Source organism: Ottowia pentelensis (genome assembly GCF_964341695.1).
Genome location: NZ_OZ224513.1, coordinates 3,282,498 through 3,296,664 on the forward strand (window position 1 = coordinate 3,282,498; position 14,167 = coordinate 3,296,664).

Consider the following 14,167-nt stretch of genomic DNA (forward strand, 5'->3'; position numbering starts at 1 on the left):
GATCCCTCAATCGTTATATGGGGGCGCGATCAGCGAATCTTGGACGCGAGGTCTTCGCCGAAATAGTGCTCGGAGATCTTCTTGTAGGTGCCGTCGGCGACGATGGCGTCGATCGCCTGGTCGATGGCCGCCTTCAGCTGCGACTGGCCCTTGCGCATCAGCACGCCCGAGCGGCCGAACTCGGCGCTGTCGTCGCGCGCCACCACCTTCACCTTGGCCTGCGGCTGCTGCTTCTTGAAGTCGAGGTAGGACAGGTAGTCGTTGACCGTGGCGTCGACCCGGCCCGCCAGCAGCAGCGCGATGGCATCGTTGAAGCCCTGCACCGCCACCACCTGCGCGCCGTTGCGCTCGGCCAGCTTGGCGAAGTTGCTGCTGATGCTGTTGGCCGAGCGCTTGCCCCTGAGGTCGGCAAAGCCGTGGATGCTGTCGTTGTCGGCGCGCACGATCAGCGCCGCCGCCGAGGCGATGTAGGGCTTGGAAAAGTCGTACTTGGCCTGGCGCTCGGCCGAGATGCCGACCTGGTTGATGACCACGTCGTAGCGGTTGACGTTGAGCCCGGCGATCAGGCCGTCCCACTTGCCCTCGACGAACTCGGGCTTGACGCCCAGCTTGGCCGCGATGGCACGGCCGATGTCGACGTCGAAGCCGACCAGCTTGTTGTCCGAGGTCTCGTGGTAGGTGAAGGGCGCGTAGGTGCCCTCAGTGCCGATGCGGATCACGCCGGCCTTCTGGATCGCCGCCAGGTCGTCGTCCGCGGCCTGCGCCGGCGCCGCCGCCAGCAGGCCCAGACCGGCGCCCAGGCCGAGGGTCAACAAGAGTTTCTTCAAGACGTTCATGGTGCAAATTCTCCAACAAAGGCGCCCGTCATGCCCGGCCGCCCGAAAGGGATGAAATTGTAGGAATGCCCGGGCACGGCCCCAACGATTGTTTTTCGATGTGCATATGCCCACGGCTAGGGCGCCCGCTCGGCCGCGCCGCGCGCGTCGACCCGCATCGCCTCGGCGCGCTGCTGCAGGCGCGCGAAAAAGCGCTCCAGCTGATCGACCTCGCCCTCGTCCAGGGCCGACAGCAGTTCGCGGTTGATCTGCATCACGCGCGGCAGCAGGGCGGCGTGCAGCGCGCGGCCCTGCGGCGTCAGGCGCACCAGCACCTCGCGCCGGTCGCCGGGGCGCGGCGTGCGTTCGACCAGGCCCTTGGCCTCCAGCCCCGTCAGCGCGCGCGAGGTACGGGCCCGGTCCAGCGCGGCGTGCCGCGCCAGCTCGGACGACCGCACGCCCTCGTGCACCGCCAGCTGCGCCACCATGCGCCACTCGCGCCGCGTGATGCCGAACTCGCTCTCGCACAGGCGCACCACCACGCTGCCCGCGCAGGCCTGCAGCTGCCACATCACGTACAGCAGCATGTCGTCCAGGGTCTTGGGCTGGAGCAAATGGCGTGCAGGCATTGGGGAAATTCCGGACATGGATTGATTTTGTCAATTCAAGGACCTGAACCTACAGTGCTTGATTCCGGTCATTTTGCGCAACACGAGAAGGAACCCCTCCATCATGCTTCGACGCTCCGCCCTGAAATCCGCCGCCGCGCTGGCCGCGGCCTCCATCGTCGCCCCCGCCTGGAGCCAGGACAAGGGCCCGCTGCGCCTGGTCGTGCCCTACGCGCCCGGCGGCTCCAGCGATCGCACCGCCCGCATCGTCGGCGACAAGCTGGGCGCCAAGCTGGGCGAGGTGGTGGTGGTCGAGAACAAGACCGGCGCCGGCGGGCGCCTGGCCATGCAGCAAGGCAAGCTGGCGCCCGCCAGCCGGCGCGAGCTGGTGCTGGCCAACCCGGCCACCATCGTGGTGGCGCCGCTGGTGTTCAAGGACGCGGGCTACGACCCGCAGACCGACTTTCAGCCCGTGGGGCAGGTCAGCGAATACGAGTTCGGCGCCGCCGTGGCCACTGCCGTGCCGGTCAAGTCGCTGTCGCACCTGCTGGCCTGGCTGCGCGCCAACCCCACGCAGGCCAACTTCGGCGTGCCGGCCACCGGCAGCCTGCCGCACTTCTTTGCCCTGATGACCAGCGAGAAGGCGCAGGTGAAGGGTCAGGTGGTGGGCTACCGCGGCTCGGGCCCGCTGCTGACCGACCTGATCGGCGGCCAGGTGCCGGTGGCCTTCGACACGCTGGACACCCTGCTGCCCCAGCACGAGGCGGGCAAGCTGCACATCCTGGCCAGCTCGGGCGCCAAGCGCTCGGGCTTCGCGCCCGACGTGCCGACCTACAAGGAGTCGGGGCTGGACCTGGTGGCCACCGGCTGGAACGCCTTTTTCGCCCCCACCAGCATGCCCCAGGCCGAGGTGGCGCGCCTGTCGCAGGCGATTGCCGAGGTGATGAAGGACGAGGACACCCGGCGCAAGTTCCACGACGCCAAGATGGTGCCGGTGTCGGCCACGGCGGCGCAGACCGCGGCGATGCTGAAGGCCTACCGCGCGCAGTGGGCGCCGGTGGTTCAGCAGTCGGGCTACCAGCCCTGATCGACGAACGACAACGGCACATCGCTCATGCTCACGACGAAACTCCTGCTGCGCGGCGCCCTGGCCGCGCTGTGCGCCGCCACCTTGGTCGCCCCCGCGCTGGCCCAGGGCAGCTACCCCGCCAAGACGGTGCGGATCATCAACAACTTTCCGCCCGGCGGGCCCTCGGACATCATCGCCCGCTCGATTGCCGCCGAGCTGCAAAAGACGCTCAAGCAAAGCTTCATCGTCGACAACAAGCCCGGCGCCTCGGGCAACATCGGCGCCGACGTGGTGGCCAAGAGCGAGCCCGACGGCTACACCCTGCTGATCGGCATCGACACCGCCTTCACCGTCAACCCGCACATCTACAAGTCACTGGCCTTCAAGCCGGCCGACTTCAGGCCGGTGATGGTGATGGCGTCCTCGGGCCTGCTGGTGGGCGTGCACCCCAAGACCGGCATCAAGACGCTGGCCGACCTGATCGCCGCCGGGCAGAAGAAGAACATCAACTTCGCCTCCGCCGGCTCGGGCAGCCCGGGCCACCTGGCGGTGGAGATGATGAAGGAAGACACCGGAATGAAGATCACGCAGATCCCCTACAAGGGCAACAGCCCGGCCGTCAACGCCGTGCTCTCGGGCGAGGTGGACGGCGGCGTGCTGGCCACGCCCGGCATGCTGCCCTTCGTCAAGGCCGGCAAGATCGGCGCACTGGCCGTCACCAGCCGCCGGCGCTCGGCGCTGGCGCCCGACATCCCCACCGTGGCCGAGGCCGGCCACAAGAACCTGGAGCAGGAAGTGCTGTACGTGGCCATGGCCCCCGCCGCCACGCCCGATGCCGTGGTGCGCACGCTGCAAAAGGCCTTTGCCGACGCGCTGGCGCAGCCGGATGTGAAGCAGCGCCTGGTCGACCTGGACCTGTTCCACGAAGGCCTGACCGGCGCCGCCGCCAGCCAGCGCATCGCCGAGCTGTCGCAGCGCTACGAGCGGGTGATCCGCGCCACCGGCATGCACGTCGAGTGATGCTTTGTTTTTGATAGCTGTTCGCGCTTGATCCACCTGGGCTGGCGGCCAATATGACCAATAATCGACCCAACATCATCTACATCGTCGCCGACGACCTGGGCTATGCCGACCTCGGCTGCTACGACGGGCGCGACGAGCCCTGGGGCCCGGTGTCGCCGGTGCTCGACCGCCTGGCGGCCGAGGGCATGCGCTTCACCCAGGGCTACAGCAATTCGCCCGTGTGCTCGCCCACGCGCTTCGCGCTGATGACGGCGCGCTACCAGTACCGCCTGCGCGGCGCGGCCGAGGAGCCGATCAACAGCAAGAGCCGCGGCAGCACCACCCTGGGCCTGCCGCCCGAGCACCCCACCCTGCCCTCGCTGCTGCGCGGCGCCGGCTACCGCACGGCGCTGATCGGCAAGTGGCACCTGGGCTTCGGGCCGCACTTCGGGCCGCTCCAGTCGGGCTACGAGGAAAGCTTCGGCCCACTGGCCGGCGGGGTGGACTACTTCACCCACTGCGACTCCAGCGGCCAGCACGACCTGTGGCTGAACGGCGAGGAACACCACGAGGACGGCTACCTGACCGACCTGCTGTCGCGCCGCACGGTGGAGTACGTCGAGCGCATGGCGCGGCAGGACGCGCCGTTTTTCGTCAGCCTGCACTACACCGCGCCGCACTGGCCCTGGGAGACGCGCGAGGACGCCGCGCGCGCGCCCACCATCAGGGACAACCTGTTCGACCTGGCGGCCGGCAACATCCACGTCTATCGCCGCATGATCCACCACATGGACGAGGGCATCGGCTGGATCGTCGAGGCGCTGCGCCGCACCGGCCAGCTGGACAACACCCTGCTCGTATTCACCAGCGACAACGGCGGCGAGCGCTTTTCGGACAACTGGCCGCTGGTGGGCGGCAAGATGGACTTGACCGAAGGCGGTATCCGCGTGCCCTGGATCGCCCACTGGCCGGCGCAGATCCAGGCCGGCGGCGTCAGCCCCCAACTGTGCATGACCATGGACTGGTCGGCCACCGTGCTGGCCGCCGCCGGCGTGGCCGCGCACCCCGACTATCCGCTGGACGGTGTCTCGCTGCTGCCGGTGCTGCGCGATGCCTCGCAGGTCTTCGAGCGCCCGCTGCACTTTCGCATGAACCACCGCGACCAGCGCGCGCTGCGCGTGGGCGACTGGAAGTACCTGAAGGTGGACGGCAACGAGTACCTGTTCAATATCCCGCAGGATGAGCGCGAGCGCGCCAACCTGGCCAAGAAGGAGCCCGCCCGACTGGACGCGCTGCGCGCCGACTGGCTGGCCTGGAACGCCGGCATGCCGCCCATCCCCAACGACGCCACGATCAGCCTGGGCTACTCCTACAAGGACATGCCCCAGCGTTGAACGACCACCCCCGTTGCTCCACTCGCTGCGCGATGTTTCGCCTCCCTCGAGGGGGCTGAGGGCCGCGACTCCAAGCCTGCCCGCGCAGGCTTGGACGGCCCGAAGAGGCGGTGCCTCTGGCGCCGCCGCGGCCTGCAAGGCTCGCCAGTGACCGGGGAGACCCCGGCCACGGCGATTGCTGGCATGGCCTGCTCCGCGGCCTTTCGTCCCAATGAACTGATGAGCGTCGATGATCCATTCGCGGAGTCAGCGAGTTGCCGAGGGCGGGCGCGTGGTCATGGGCAGGGGCTCGGTGCCCGGCGCGTAGCTGGGCTGCGAGTCCACGGCGCGTGGCCACGGCGCCGGCCCGGAGTAGCCGGGGTAGCGATCGGGCCGCGGATAGACGTGCGGGCGCCAGCGCGGCGGCGGCGCCACCACGATCTCGGGCGGCGCCGGCTGCCCGCAGGCCAGCGCCGCGTTGGCGCGCGCGGTGCGAATCTGCTCCTCGGTCGCCGTCACGCTGGCGGCGCGAAAGCTGGCTTCCTCGCGCGCGGCGCGGCAGGCCTGGGATTCGGATGGCGCCGCCGCGGGCGGCGGGCGCTGCGCCTCGGCGCTGCGCGCGGCGTCCAGCCGGTCCTGCTCGCGCTGCACGGTCTGCTCGCGCTGCTGCAGGCTGCGCTCGCGCGCCTCCTGCGCGCGCTCGGCGTCGCGCTGCAACTGCTCCTCGGTCGGCTTGGGCACCACGGTGGCGCCGCCCTTGCACGGCTGGTCGGTGTAGAGCGTGCGTCCGCTGGCCGCGTCCACGCAGCGGTAGGCCTGGGCGCCGGCCGCCAGTGGCGCGCACAGCGCCAGGGCGACAAGGGCGCGCTGCAGCCCGCAGGCATGCGGCGACGACAAGGTTGGGGTCGTTATCATCGTTCTCCCGACAAGGACGGTGGTACGCGCGCATGGGTGCGCACCTGCGCAATGTAACGTCCCCCCGCCCCACCGCGCCGACACCCGCCCCGCCCCCATGTCCCTGCCGCCCGGCCTGACCCGTCGCCTGCCCTTTCTGCGCTGGCCGCGGCCGACGCGCGCGCTGCTGCGCAGCGAGGCCCTGGCCGGCCTGACGGTGGGCCTGATGGTGATCCCGCAGGGCGTGGCCTACGCGCAGCTGGCGGGCATGCCGCTGATCACCGGCATCTACGCCTCGCTGCTGCCGGCGCTGGCGGCGGTGCTGTTCTCGGCCTCGGCGCGGCTGTCGGTGGGGCCGGTGGCCCTGACCAGCCTGCTGATCTACGCCGGCCTGGCGCCGCTGGCGCAACCGGGCACGCCCGAATGGGTGGACCTGGCGGTGTGGCTGGCGCTGCTGTCGGGCCTGCTGCAGGCCGCGCTGGGGCTGGCGCGCTTCGGCTGGCTGCTGAACCTGGTCAACTCGCCCGTGCTGACGGCCTTCACCCAGGCGGCGGCGGTGCTCATCGTCAGCTCGCAATTGCCGGCGCTGCTGGGCTTCAAGGGAGGGTGGGCGCAGATGGCCGCGCAGCCCGCCATCAACCCCAGCGCGGCGGCCTTCGGGCTGGCGGCGCTGGTCCTGCTGTGGCTGGCGCGGCGCTGGCGGCCGACCTTTCCCAGCATCCTGGTGATCGTGCTGGCCGCCGCCGGCGTGAGCTGGCTGGTCGGCTTCGAGGCCACGGGCGGCAAGGTGATCGGCGCGCTGCCGCAGGGCCTGCCCTCGCTGTACATCCCCACCTGGCCGGGCTGGCATGCGCTGGGGCAGCTGGTGCTGCCCACGCTGGTGGTGACGCTGATCAGCTTTCTGGAGACGGCGTCCAGCGCCAAGGTGGACAACCAGCGCAAGGGCGAGCGCTGGGACCAGGACCAGGATTTGATCGGCCAGGGCCTGGCCAAGATCGTCTCGGGCCTGTCGGGCGCGTTCGCCACCAGCTCGTCCTTCTCGCGCTCGGCGCTCAACCTGTACGCCGGCGCGCAGACCGGCTGGGCCACGGTGTTCTCGGTGCTCGTGGTGCTGGGGGCGCTGCTGTTCTTCACGCCGGCGCTGCGCCACGTGCCGCAGGCGGTGCTGGCGGCCATCGTGGTGGTGGCCGTGGTGGGGCTGCTGCGGCCGCGCGAATTTTTGCGCGTGTGGCGCATCTCGCGCGTGGAAGGCGTGATCGCCGCCGCCACCTTCGCCATCACCATCGCCGCCGCGCCGCAGCTGTACTGGGGCGTGCTGGCCGGCGTGCTGATGGCGCTGTCGCACTACCTGTACCGCAACCTGCACCCGCGCATTATCGAAGTCGGCCTGCACCCCGACGGCACCCTGCGCGACCGCCACCTGTGGCACTTGCCGCCGCTGGCGCCGCGCACGCTGGCGCTGCGCATGGACGCGGCGCTGGACTTCGCCAGCGCGGGCGAGTTCGAACGCTGCGTGGTCGAGTACCTGACCGAGCACCCCGACACGCGCCAGGTGTGCCTGCTGGCGCAGCCCATCAACCACATCGACGTCACCGGCGCCGAGGTGTTCGCGCGCGTGCAGGCGCAGCTGAACGCGCGTGGCGTGCGCCTGCTGGTGAGCGGCCTGAAGCTGCCCGCCGAGCAGGTGCTGCGCGCCGCCGGTGCGCTGGCGCCCTCGCCGCTGCTGCAGCTGTGGCGCACCGATGCCGAGACGCTGGCCGCGCTGCGCGACACCGGCGAGGCGGCGGACGCGCCCGCGCCACCCGCCTGATACTATTGAATTGATAGCTTCTCGCGCTTGTTCAGCGCCGGCCAGCGGCCGATTCGACTCTTGAACGCCCGATCAGGCGTGGCAGGCGATGCTGGCGGTGGCGATCAGCTCGTCCAGCAGCGCCATCGACACGGCGTAGGGGTCGAGCACGGCGCGCTCGGAATATTTCAGCAGCACGCTGGCGTTGATGCGCCCGACGTCGACCAGGCCCATGGTCCAGCTGCTGAAGCGCCGCTCGGCGATTTCCTCGTAGTGCAGCAGCACCACGTCCTTGTGCCGGGTGTCGCGCGAGATGGTGCCGTACAGGTCGCTCACCGCCTGGCGGCCGCCCTCGATGGCCTGCATGAACACGCCGCCGCCATACACCAGCAGCCCGGTCACCCCGCTGTCGGTGTTGTGGCGCCGCGCCGAGTCGAGGATGGCCTGGATGGCCGACGGCGCCTGGTCCACCGCGCGGCTCGCGTAAAGCAGTCGTACCAGCATGCTCAGGCCTCCCGGGGAATCAATGACAGAAATTCGCGCCGCAGGTTGGCGTCCTTCAGGAACACGCCGCGCATCACCGAGTTCATCATCCGGCTGTCCATGTCCTTGACGCCGCGCCAGGCCATGCAAAAGTGCGAGGCCTGCATGACCAGGGCCAGGCCGTCGGGCTTGGTCTTGTGCTGGATCAGGTCGGCCAGCTGCACCACGGCTTCTTCCTGGATTTGCGGGCGGCCCATGATCCACTCGGCCAGGCGCGCGTACTTGGACAGGCCGATGACGTTGGTGTGCTCGTTGGGCATCACGCCGATCCACAGCTTGCCGATGATGGGGCACAGGTGGTGGCTGCAGGCCGAGCGCACGGTGATGGGGCCGACGATCATCAGCTCGTTGAGGTGCTCGGCGTTGGGAAACTCGGTGATCGTGGGCGCCGGCGTGTAGCGGCCGTGAAACACCTCGTTGAGGTACATCTTGGCCACGCGCCGGGCGGTGCGCTCGGTGTTGTGGTCGCGCGCGGTATCGATCACCAGGCTGTCGAGCACGGCCTGCATCTTGCCTTCGACCTCGTCCAGCAGGCGCTCGAGCTCGCCCGGCTGGATGAACTCGGCGATGTTGTCGTTGGCGTTGAAGCGCTGGCCGGCGGCGCGCACGCGCTCGCGAATCTTGACCGAGACGGGCGTGCCCTCGTCGTCGGCCGCGGCGGCGTGCAAGGGGGTGGCGGGGAGAATGCGGCTCATGAAGAGGTGATGGTAGCAGCAGCGGAACGCGCCCGCATTACTATCATTTAAGTAGCTGCTCGCGCTTATCTGGCGTGCGCCGCAAGCTGAAACTCCGCGATCAGCGGCAGGTGGTCGGACATGCGCCGCCAGACCCGCCCGCGCGGCGCCTGCAGGCTCAGCGGCAACATGCCGCGGGCGTAGATGTGGTCCAGCTGCGCGACCGGAAAGCGCGAGGGGTAGGTCAGCGTGCGCTCGCCCTCGAAGCCCTTGAGCGCGTCCACGCGCAGCAGGCGCTGCACGCGCGTGCCCCAGTCGTTGAAGTCGCCCGCCACCAGCAGGGCCTCGTCCAGCGGCACCTCGCGCGCGATGTAGCGGCGCAGCTGCAGCGCCTGGCGCAGGCGGCTGGCCGGAATCAGGCCGAAGTGCACCACGATGACGTGCAGCGGCGCGCCCAGCACGCGCAGCTCGGCGTGCAGCAGGCCGCGCTGCTCGAAACGGTGGTCCGACATGTCCTCGTGCCGCACGTGGATGATGGGCCAGCGCGTGAGCAGCGCGTTGCCGTGCTCGCCGTCCTTGGTGACGGCGTTGGTGTGGTAGGCCACCTCGTAGCCCAGCGGCGCCAGGAAGTCGGCCTGCGGCAGCGTCGGCCAGCGCTCGAAGAACTGCGCCTCGCGGCGGTTTTCGGCACGCACCTCCTGCAGGCAGACGATGTCGGCGTCCAGGCTGTCGACCGCCAGCGCCAGGTTGTGAATCTCCAGTCGGCGCGCGGGACCCAGCCCCTGCACGCCCTTGTGGATGTTGTAGGTGGCCACGCGCAGGCGCTGCGGCCCCAGGATGTCGCCGGACGGGGCCTCGATCATGGCGCCGCCCCTGGTGCGAAGCGCGGCAGCAGCAGGCAGGCCTCGGCGTTGGTGTACGAATAGCAGCGGTCGGCCGCCGCGCGCCAGGGCAGCCACACGTAGTCGGTGTGCTCGCGCGGGCTCAGGTGCACTGCCGCGCCGGCGGGCACGCGCAGGCCGAACACGTGCTCGACGTTGCGCGTCACGCCCGGCGCGTAGCGCGCGCGCCAGCGTGGGTAGATGTCGTAGACGTTTTCCAGGTTCCAGTCGCTCAGCTGGCAGCCGGGCGCGGTGGCGTCCAGCCCGGTCTCCTCGCGCACCTCGCGCACCGCCGTCTCGAGCAGGGGCTCGTCCGCGCGGTCCTTGCTGCCGGTGACCGACTGCCAGAACTCGGCCTCGATGTTGGCGCGGCGCAGCAGCAGCACGTCCAGCGCGGCGGTGTGGATCACCACCAGCACCGACTGGGGAATCTTGTAGGGCCGGGGCGTGGTCTTGGGCTGCGGCATGACGCGGGCCCCTGCAGGTTCACATCAACTGGCGCAGCAGCGTGCGCGCGATCGGCTGCACGCGCCGATACGCCTGCCAGCCGGCCCACGCCCGTGCGCCCAGTCCCAGCACCAGGCGTGGCCGCACCAGCGCGGCGCCGGCCAGGGCGGCGGCGCCCAGCAGCACCCAGCCGCGATTGCTGCGCACCGCCCGCGCGCCGCCGCGCACGCGATCGACGGCGCGAAAGGCCGGGCGCAGCACCTGCGTGCGGGCACCGATCTGCTCGCGCAGCTGGGCCGAGCGCAGCAGCAGATGCTCGCGCCGGGCGGCCAGCTCGCGCGGGCGGGTGTGCGAAGCGCCGTCGGTCATGAACGCAGCCGCTCCCGATCGGCCTGCAGCTCCTGGATGCTGGAGCGAAACAGGCGCAGTCCGCGGCGCAGGCGCTGCCAGGCCAGCAGGGCCAGCACCACGCCGCCGCCCAGGAAGGCGGTGGTGAAGATGCCCAGCGCCAGCAGGCGCTGGCTGTCCCACAGCAGGACGGTGAGAAACAGCGCCAGGAAGATCAGGCCGAAGCTGAGCAGCACCAGCGCCAGCGCGGCCTGCAGGCCCAAGGTCAGCAGCTGGCCGATGTCCTCGCGCGCCTCCAGGCTGAGCAGCTCCAGCCGCACCTGGACCAGCTCGACCGCGTCGGCCAGCAACTGGCGCACCCGCGCCAAGGTGCCTTCGGTGCCCGCGCTCACGCCGCGCCCGCTGAAGCCTGGAGCCCGCGCGCCCGACTCAACGGCGGCCCAGCAGCACGCCGATCAGCATGCCGACGGCCGCCGCGGCGCCGATGGACGACCAGGGGTTTTCGTGCACGTAGTCGTCGGTGACGTTCATGGCGCGGCGGGCGCCCGCGCGCAGGGCGGCGTCGGCGTCGGCCAGCTTCTCGCGCGCCACCGCCAGGTTCTGCTTGGCACGCGCGCGCAGCTCGGCGATGCGGCTGTCGCTGTCACCGGCGGTGGCCGCCAGCAAATCCTCGGCATCGGAAATCACGCGCCGCAGGTTGGCGACAAGCTCTTCCTTGGCTTCCACGGCGGAATCGGCCATATCGGACAGGTTGGACATCGGGGGACCTCCTTGGCAAAGAATTCATCGTAGCAGAGCCCCCCGGCCATGCCCCGGCGCGGCGGGGCGGTGGCTATGCCGCGGCGGGGTTGCGCAGCTTGATGTGCAACTCGCGCAACTGCTTTTCGTCCACCGGGCTCGGTGCCTGCGTCAGCAAATCCTGCGCGCGCTGGGTCTTGGGGAAGGCGATGACGTCGCGGATCGACTCGGCGCCGGTCATCAGGGTGATGAGTCGGTCCAGGCCGAAGGCCAGGCCGCCGTGCGGGGGAGCGCCGTACTGCAGCGCATCGAGCAGGTAACCGAACTTGGCGCGTGCGTCCTCGGGGCCGATCTTGAGCGCGGCGAACACCTTGGACTGCACCTCGGCGCGGTGAATGCGCACCGAGCCGCCGCCCAGCTCCCAGCCGTTCAGCACCATATCGTAGGCCTTGGACAGGCAGGCGCCGGGGTCGGTCTCCATCAGGTCTTCGTGCCCGTCCTTGGGGCTGGTGAAGGGGTGGTGCACGGCCACCCAGCGGTCGTCTTCCTCGTCGTGCTCGAACATCGGAAAGTCGACCACCCACAGCGGCGCCCAGCGGTCTTCGAACAGGCCGCTCTTCTTGCCGAATTCGCTGTGGCCGACCTTCAGGCGCAGCGCGCCGATGGCGTCGTTGACCACCTTGAGCTTGTCGGCGCCGAAAAACAGGATGTCACCGTCCTGCGCGCCCGTGCGCTTGAGGATCTCGGCAATCGCTGCGTCGTGGATGTTCTTGACGATGGGCGATTGCAGACCGTCGCGGCCCTTGGCCACCTCGTTGACCTTGATCCAGGCCAGGCCCTTGGCGCCGTAGATCTTGACGAAATCGGTGTAGCCGTCGATCTCGCCGCGCGAGATGTGCGCGCCGCCGGGCACGCGCAGGGCCACCACGCGCCCGCCGGGGGTGGTGGCGGGGGTGCTGAAGACCTTGAAATCCACGTCCTTCATCACGTCGGTCAGCTCGGTGAATTCGAGCTTGACGCGCAGGTCGGGCTTGTCGGAGCCGAAGCGGTGCATCGACTCCTGGTAGGCCATGACGGGGAACTCACCCAGGTCCACGCCCAACTGCTGCTGGAACACCTCGCTGATCATGCGCTGGAAGATGGCGCGGATTTCCTCCTCGCCCAGAAACGAGGTCTCGCAGTCGATCTGCGTGAACTCGGGCTGGCGGTCGGCGCGCAGGTCCTCGTCGCGAAAGCACTTGGTGATCTGGTAGTAGCGGTCGTAGCCGGCCACCATCAGCATCTGCTTGTACAGCTGGGGCGATTGCGGCAGCGCGTAGAACTGGCCGTCGTGCACGCGGCTGGGCACCAGGTAGTCGCGCGCGCCCTCGGGTGTGCTCTTGCCCAGCATCGGGGTTTCGATGTCGATGAAGCCCTGCTGGTCGAGAAAGTTGCGCACCTGGATGGCGGTCTTGTAGCGCAGCATCATGTTGCGCTGCATGGCCGGGCGGCGCAGGTCCATCACGCGGTGCGTCAGGCGCGTGGTTTCCGACAGGTTGTCGTCGTCCAGCGGAAACGGCGGCGTGACCGAGGGGTTGAGCACCGTCAGCTGCTGGCACAGCACCTCGATCTGGCCGCTCTTGAGCTGCTCGTTGACGGTGCCGGCCGGGCGCGCGCGCACCAGGCCCTCGACGCGCACGCAGAACTCGTTGCGGATGTCCTCGGCCACCTGGAACATCTCGGGGCGGTCGGGGTCGCACACCACCTGCACGTAGCCTTCGCGGTCGCGCAGGTCGATGAAGATCACGCCGCCGTGGTCGCGCCGGCGATTGACCCAGCCGCACAGGCTGACGGTTTGACCCAGCAGGGCTTCGGTCACGAGACCGCAGTAATGGCTACGCATGGACATGGGGCAGAAAGACTTTCGGACGATCGGTGAATCAGGGTTCGGGGTGCGCCGCCGCGTGCTCGGGGAGCACCGGGGGCGCCAGCGGCACGCGCGCCGGCGGCGGCGCGACCACGCCCATGGAGATGACGTACTTGAGCGCTTCGTCCACGCTCATGGCCAGCTCCACCACGTCGGCGCGCGGCACGATCAGGAAAAAACCCGAGGTCGGGTTGGGCGTGGTGGGCACGTACACGCTCAGGTGATCGCCGCCCAGGTGCGCCGCCACCTCGCCGCTGGGCTGGCCGGTCAGAAAGGCGATGGTCCAGGCGCCCGCGCGCGGGTACTGGATCAGCAGCGCCTTGGAAAAGGCGTGGCCCGAGCCGGAAAACAGCGTGTCCGACACCTGCTTGACGCTGGTGTAGATGCTGCGCACCACCGGAATGCGCGCCATCAGCCGGTCCCACTGGCGCACCGCCCACTGGCCGAACATGTTGGCCACGAACAGGCCGGTGGCCAGGATGACGATGGCCACCAGGATGACGCCCAGGCCCGGCACGTGGCGCAGCTGGCTGGCCAGCGGCTGCAGCGGCGGCACCATGGTTTCGAAGGCCGTCAGCACGCCGCCGAACACGCCGTCGAGCAGGCCCACCAGCCACAGCAGCACCCACACGGTGACGGTCATGGGCAACCACACCAGCAGGCCGGTGATGAAGTATTGCCGCAGGCGGGACATCATGGGCGGGGCGATGGGCGCAAGGGTCAAGCAGTGGACGAGCCGCCGGCCGCCGGCGCCGGCGCGGCCGCAGGAGCAGGCGCCGGCGACGCCGCCGCCGCCGCGGGGGCCTCGGCCGCTGGTGCCGGGGCCGCGCTCGCGCCGCCCTCGGGGCCGCCCGCCTTGGCGTCGGCCGCGGGCGCGCTGCCCTCGTTGCGGAAGTCGGTCACGTACCAGCCCGAGCCCTTGAGCTGAAAGCTGGCCGCCGTCACCTGCTTGGCAAAGCGCGGCTCACCGCAGGACGGGCACACCGTGAGCGGCGCATCGGAGAGTTTTTGCAGCACGTCCTTGGCAAAACCGCAGGCGGCGCACTTGTACGCATAAATGGGCATGACGACACGACTTTC

General features: G+C 69.9%; 17 protein-coding genes. 4 read left to right on the plus strand and 13 right to left on the minus strand.

Features of this window, described 5'->3' with window-relative positions; genetic code table 11:
• Nucleotides 1-29 precede the first annotated feature (29 nt).
• Together ACWHMB_RS15880 and ACWHMB_RS15885 are read right to left on the minus strand one after the other, a co-directional pair.
• Nucleotides 30-836 carry an amino acid ABC transporter substrate-binding protein gene (locus ACWHMB_RS15880; protein WP_377484851.1) on the minus strand — a complete coding sequence of 269 codons (807 nt, stop codon included), beginning with the start codon at nucleotides 834-836 and terminating at the stop codon, nucleotides 30-32.
• Nucleotides 837-952: 116 nt separating this feature from the next.
• The gene (locus tag ACWHMB_RS15885) at nucleotides 953-1,444 is read right to left on the minus strand and encodes a MarR family winged helix-turn-helix transcriptional regulator (RefSeq protein ID WP_377484853.1); all 492 of its coding nucleotides are present in this window, start codon (nucleotides 1,442-1,444) and stop codon (nucleotides 953-955) included.
• Between the two features lie 103 nt (nucleotides 1,445-1,547).
• Between ACWHMB_RS15885 and ACWHMB_RS15890 the strand changes: the two genes are divergently transcribed.
• From ACWHMB_RS15890 to ACWHMB_RS15900, 3 genes are read left to right on the plus strand one after another with little or no spacing between them, the layout of a single operon-like run.
• A complete protein-coding gene (locus ACWHMB_RS15890) occupies nucleotides 1,548-2,510 on the plus strand; it encodes a Bug family tripartite tricarboxylate transporter substrate binding protein (protein ID WP_377484855.1) in 963 nt (320 codons plus the stop codon).
• A 27-nt stretch (nucleotides 2,511-2,537) separates the two neighbouring features.
• Nucleotides 2,538-3,512, plus strand: coding sequence for a Bug family tripartite tricarboxylate transporter substrate binding protein (locus tag ACWHMB_RS15895; protein WP_377484857.1), 975 nt, complete (start codon nucleotides 2,538-2,540; stop codon nucleotides 3,510-3,512).
• Nucleotides 3,513-3,565: 53 nt separating this feature from the next.
• A complete protein-coding gene (locus tag ACWHMB_RS15900) occupies nucleotides 3,566-4,888 on the plus strand; it encodes a sulfatase family protein (RefSeq protein WP_377484859.1) in 1,323 nt (440 codons plus the stop codon).
• A 246-nt stretch (nucleotides 4,889-5,134) separates the two neighbouring features.
• Here ACWHMB_RS15900 and ACWHMB_RS15905 read toward each other — a convergent pair whose 3' ends face one another.
• Nucleotides 5,135-5,764: a DUF4124 domain-containing protein gene (locus ACWHMB_RS15905; RefSeq protein WP_377484861.1), complete on the minus strand. Its 630-nt coding sequence runs from the start codon at nucleotides 5,762-5,764 to the stop codon at nucleotides 5,135-5,137.
• Between the two features lie 115 nt (nucleotides 5,765-5,879).
• Between ACWHMB_RS15905 and ACWHMB_RS15910 the strand changes: the two genes are divergently transcribed.
• Nucleotides 5,880-7,571, plus strand: a complete 1,692-nt coding sequence (locus ACWHMB_RS15910; protein WP_377484863.1) for a SulP family inorganic anion transporter — start codon at nucleotides 5,880-5,882, stop codon at nucleotides 7,569-7,571.
• 72 nt (nucleotides 7,572-7,643) lie between these two features.
• On the opposite strand, the gene ACWHMB_RS15915 is transcribed toward ACWHMB_RS15910, so the two are convergent.
• The 10 genes from ACWHMB_RS15915 to ACWHMB_RS15960 all read right to left on the minus strand — a co-directional run bounded on the left by ACWHMB_RS15915 (nucleotide 7,644) and on the right by ACWHMB_RS15960 (nucleotide 14,152).
• Complete coding sequence (locus ACWHMB_RS15915) at nucleotides 7,644-8,054, minus strand: BLUF domain-containing protein (RefSeq protein WP_377484864.1); 411 nt, start codon at nucleotides 8,052-8,054, stop codon at nucleotides 7,644-7,646.
• Between the two features lie 2 nt (nucleotides 8,055-8,056).
• Nucleotides 8,057-8,788 (minus strand): GTP cyclohydrolase I, encoded by a 732-nt coding sequence (folE, locus tag ACWHMB_RS15920; RefSeq protein WP_377484866.1) that lies wholly within the window; start codon nucleotides 8,786-8,788, stop codon nucleotides 8,057-8,059.
• Nucleotides 8,789-8,853: 65 nt separating this feature from the next.
• Nucleotides 8,854-9,630 carry an endonuclease/exonuclease/phosphatase family protein gene (locus ACWHMB_RS15925; protein WP_377484868.1) on the minus strand — a complete coding sequence of 259 codons (777 nt, stop codon included), beginning with the start codon at nucleotides 9,628-9,630 and terminating at the stop codon, nucleotides 8,854-8,856.
• On the minus strand, nucleotides 9,627-10,115 hold the full coding sequence (gene nudB, locus ACWHMB_RS15930) for a dihydroneopterin triphosphate diphosphatase (protein WP_447648585.1): 489 nt from the start codon (nucleotides 10,113-10,115) through the stop codon (nucleotides 9,627-9,629). Before nudB ends, ACWHMB_RS15925 begins: the two co-directional genes overlap by 4 nt.
• A gap of 19 nt (nucleotides 10,116-10,134) precedes the next feature.
• On the minus strand, nucleotides 10,135-10,464 hold the full coding sequence (locus ACWHMB_RS15935; protein ID WP_293224702.1) for a YqjK family protein: 330 nt from the start codon (nucleotides 10,462-10,464) through the stop codon (nucleotides 10,135-10,137).
• Nucleotides 10,461-10,835 (minus strand): phage holin family protein, encoded by a 375-nt coding sequence (locus ACWHMB_RS15940; RefSeq protein ID WP_293224700.1) that lies wholly within the window; start codon nucleotides 10,833-10,835, stop codon nucleotides 10,461-10,463. The genes ACWHMB_RS15935 and ACWHMB_RS15940 overlap by 4 nt, the downstream gene beginning before the upstream one ends.
• Before the next feature lie 37 nt (nucleotides 10,836-10,872).
• Entirely contained in the window at nucleotides 10,873-11,202 is a 330-nt protein-coding gene (locus ACWHMB_RS15945; protein WP_293224698.1) for a DUF883 family protein, read from the minus strand.
• Between the two features lie 73 nt (nucleotides 11,203-11,275).
• Entirely contained in the window at nucleotides 11,276-13,069 is a 1,794-nt protein-coding gene (gene aspS / locus ACWHMB_RS15950; RefSeq protein WP_377484873.1) for an aspartate--tRNA ligase, read from the minus strand.
• A 31-nt stretch (nucleotides 13,070-13,100) separates the two neighbouring features.
• Nucleotides 13,101-13,781 (minus strand): DUF502 domain-containing protein, encoded by a 681-nt coding sequence (locus tag ACWHMB_RS15955; RefSeq protein ID WP_377485068.1) that lies wholly within the window; start codon nucleotides 13,779-13,781, stop codon nucleotides 13,101-13,103.
• Between the two features lie 26 nt (nucleotides 13,782-13,807).
• Nucleotides 13,808-14,152: an FmdB family zinc ribbon protein gene (locus ACWHMB_RS15960; protein WP_377484875.1), complete on the minus strand. Its 345-nt coding sequence runs from the start codon at nucleotides 14,150-14,152 to the stop codon at nucleotides 13,808-13,810.
• Nucleotides 14,153-14,167: the final 15 nt, after the last annotated feature.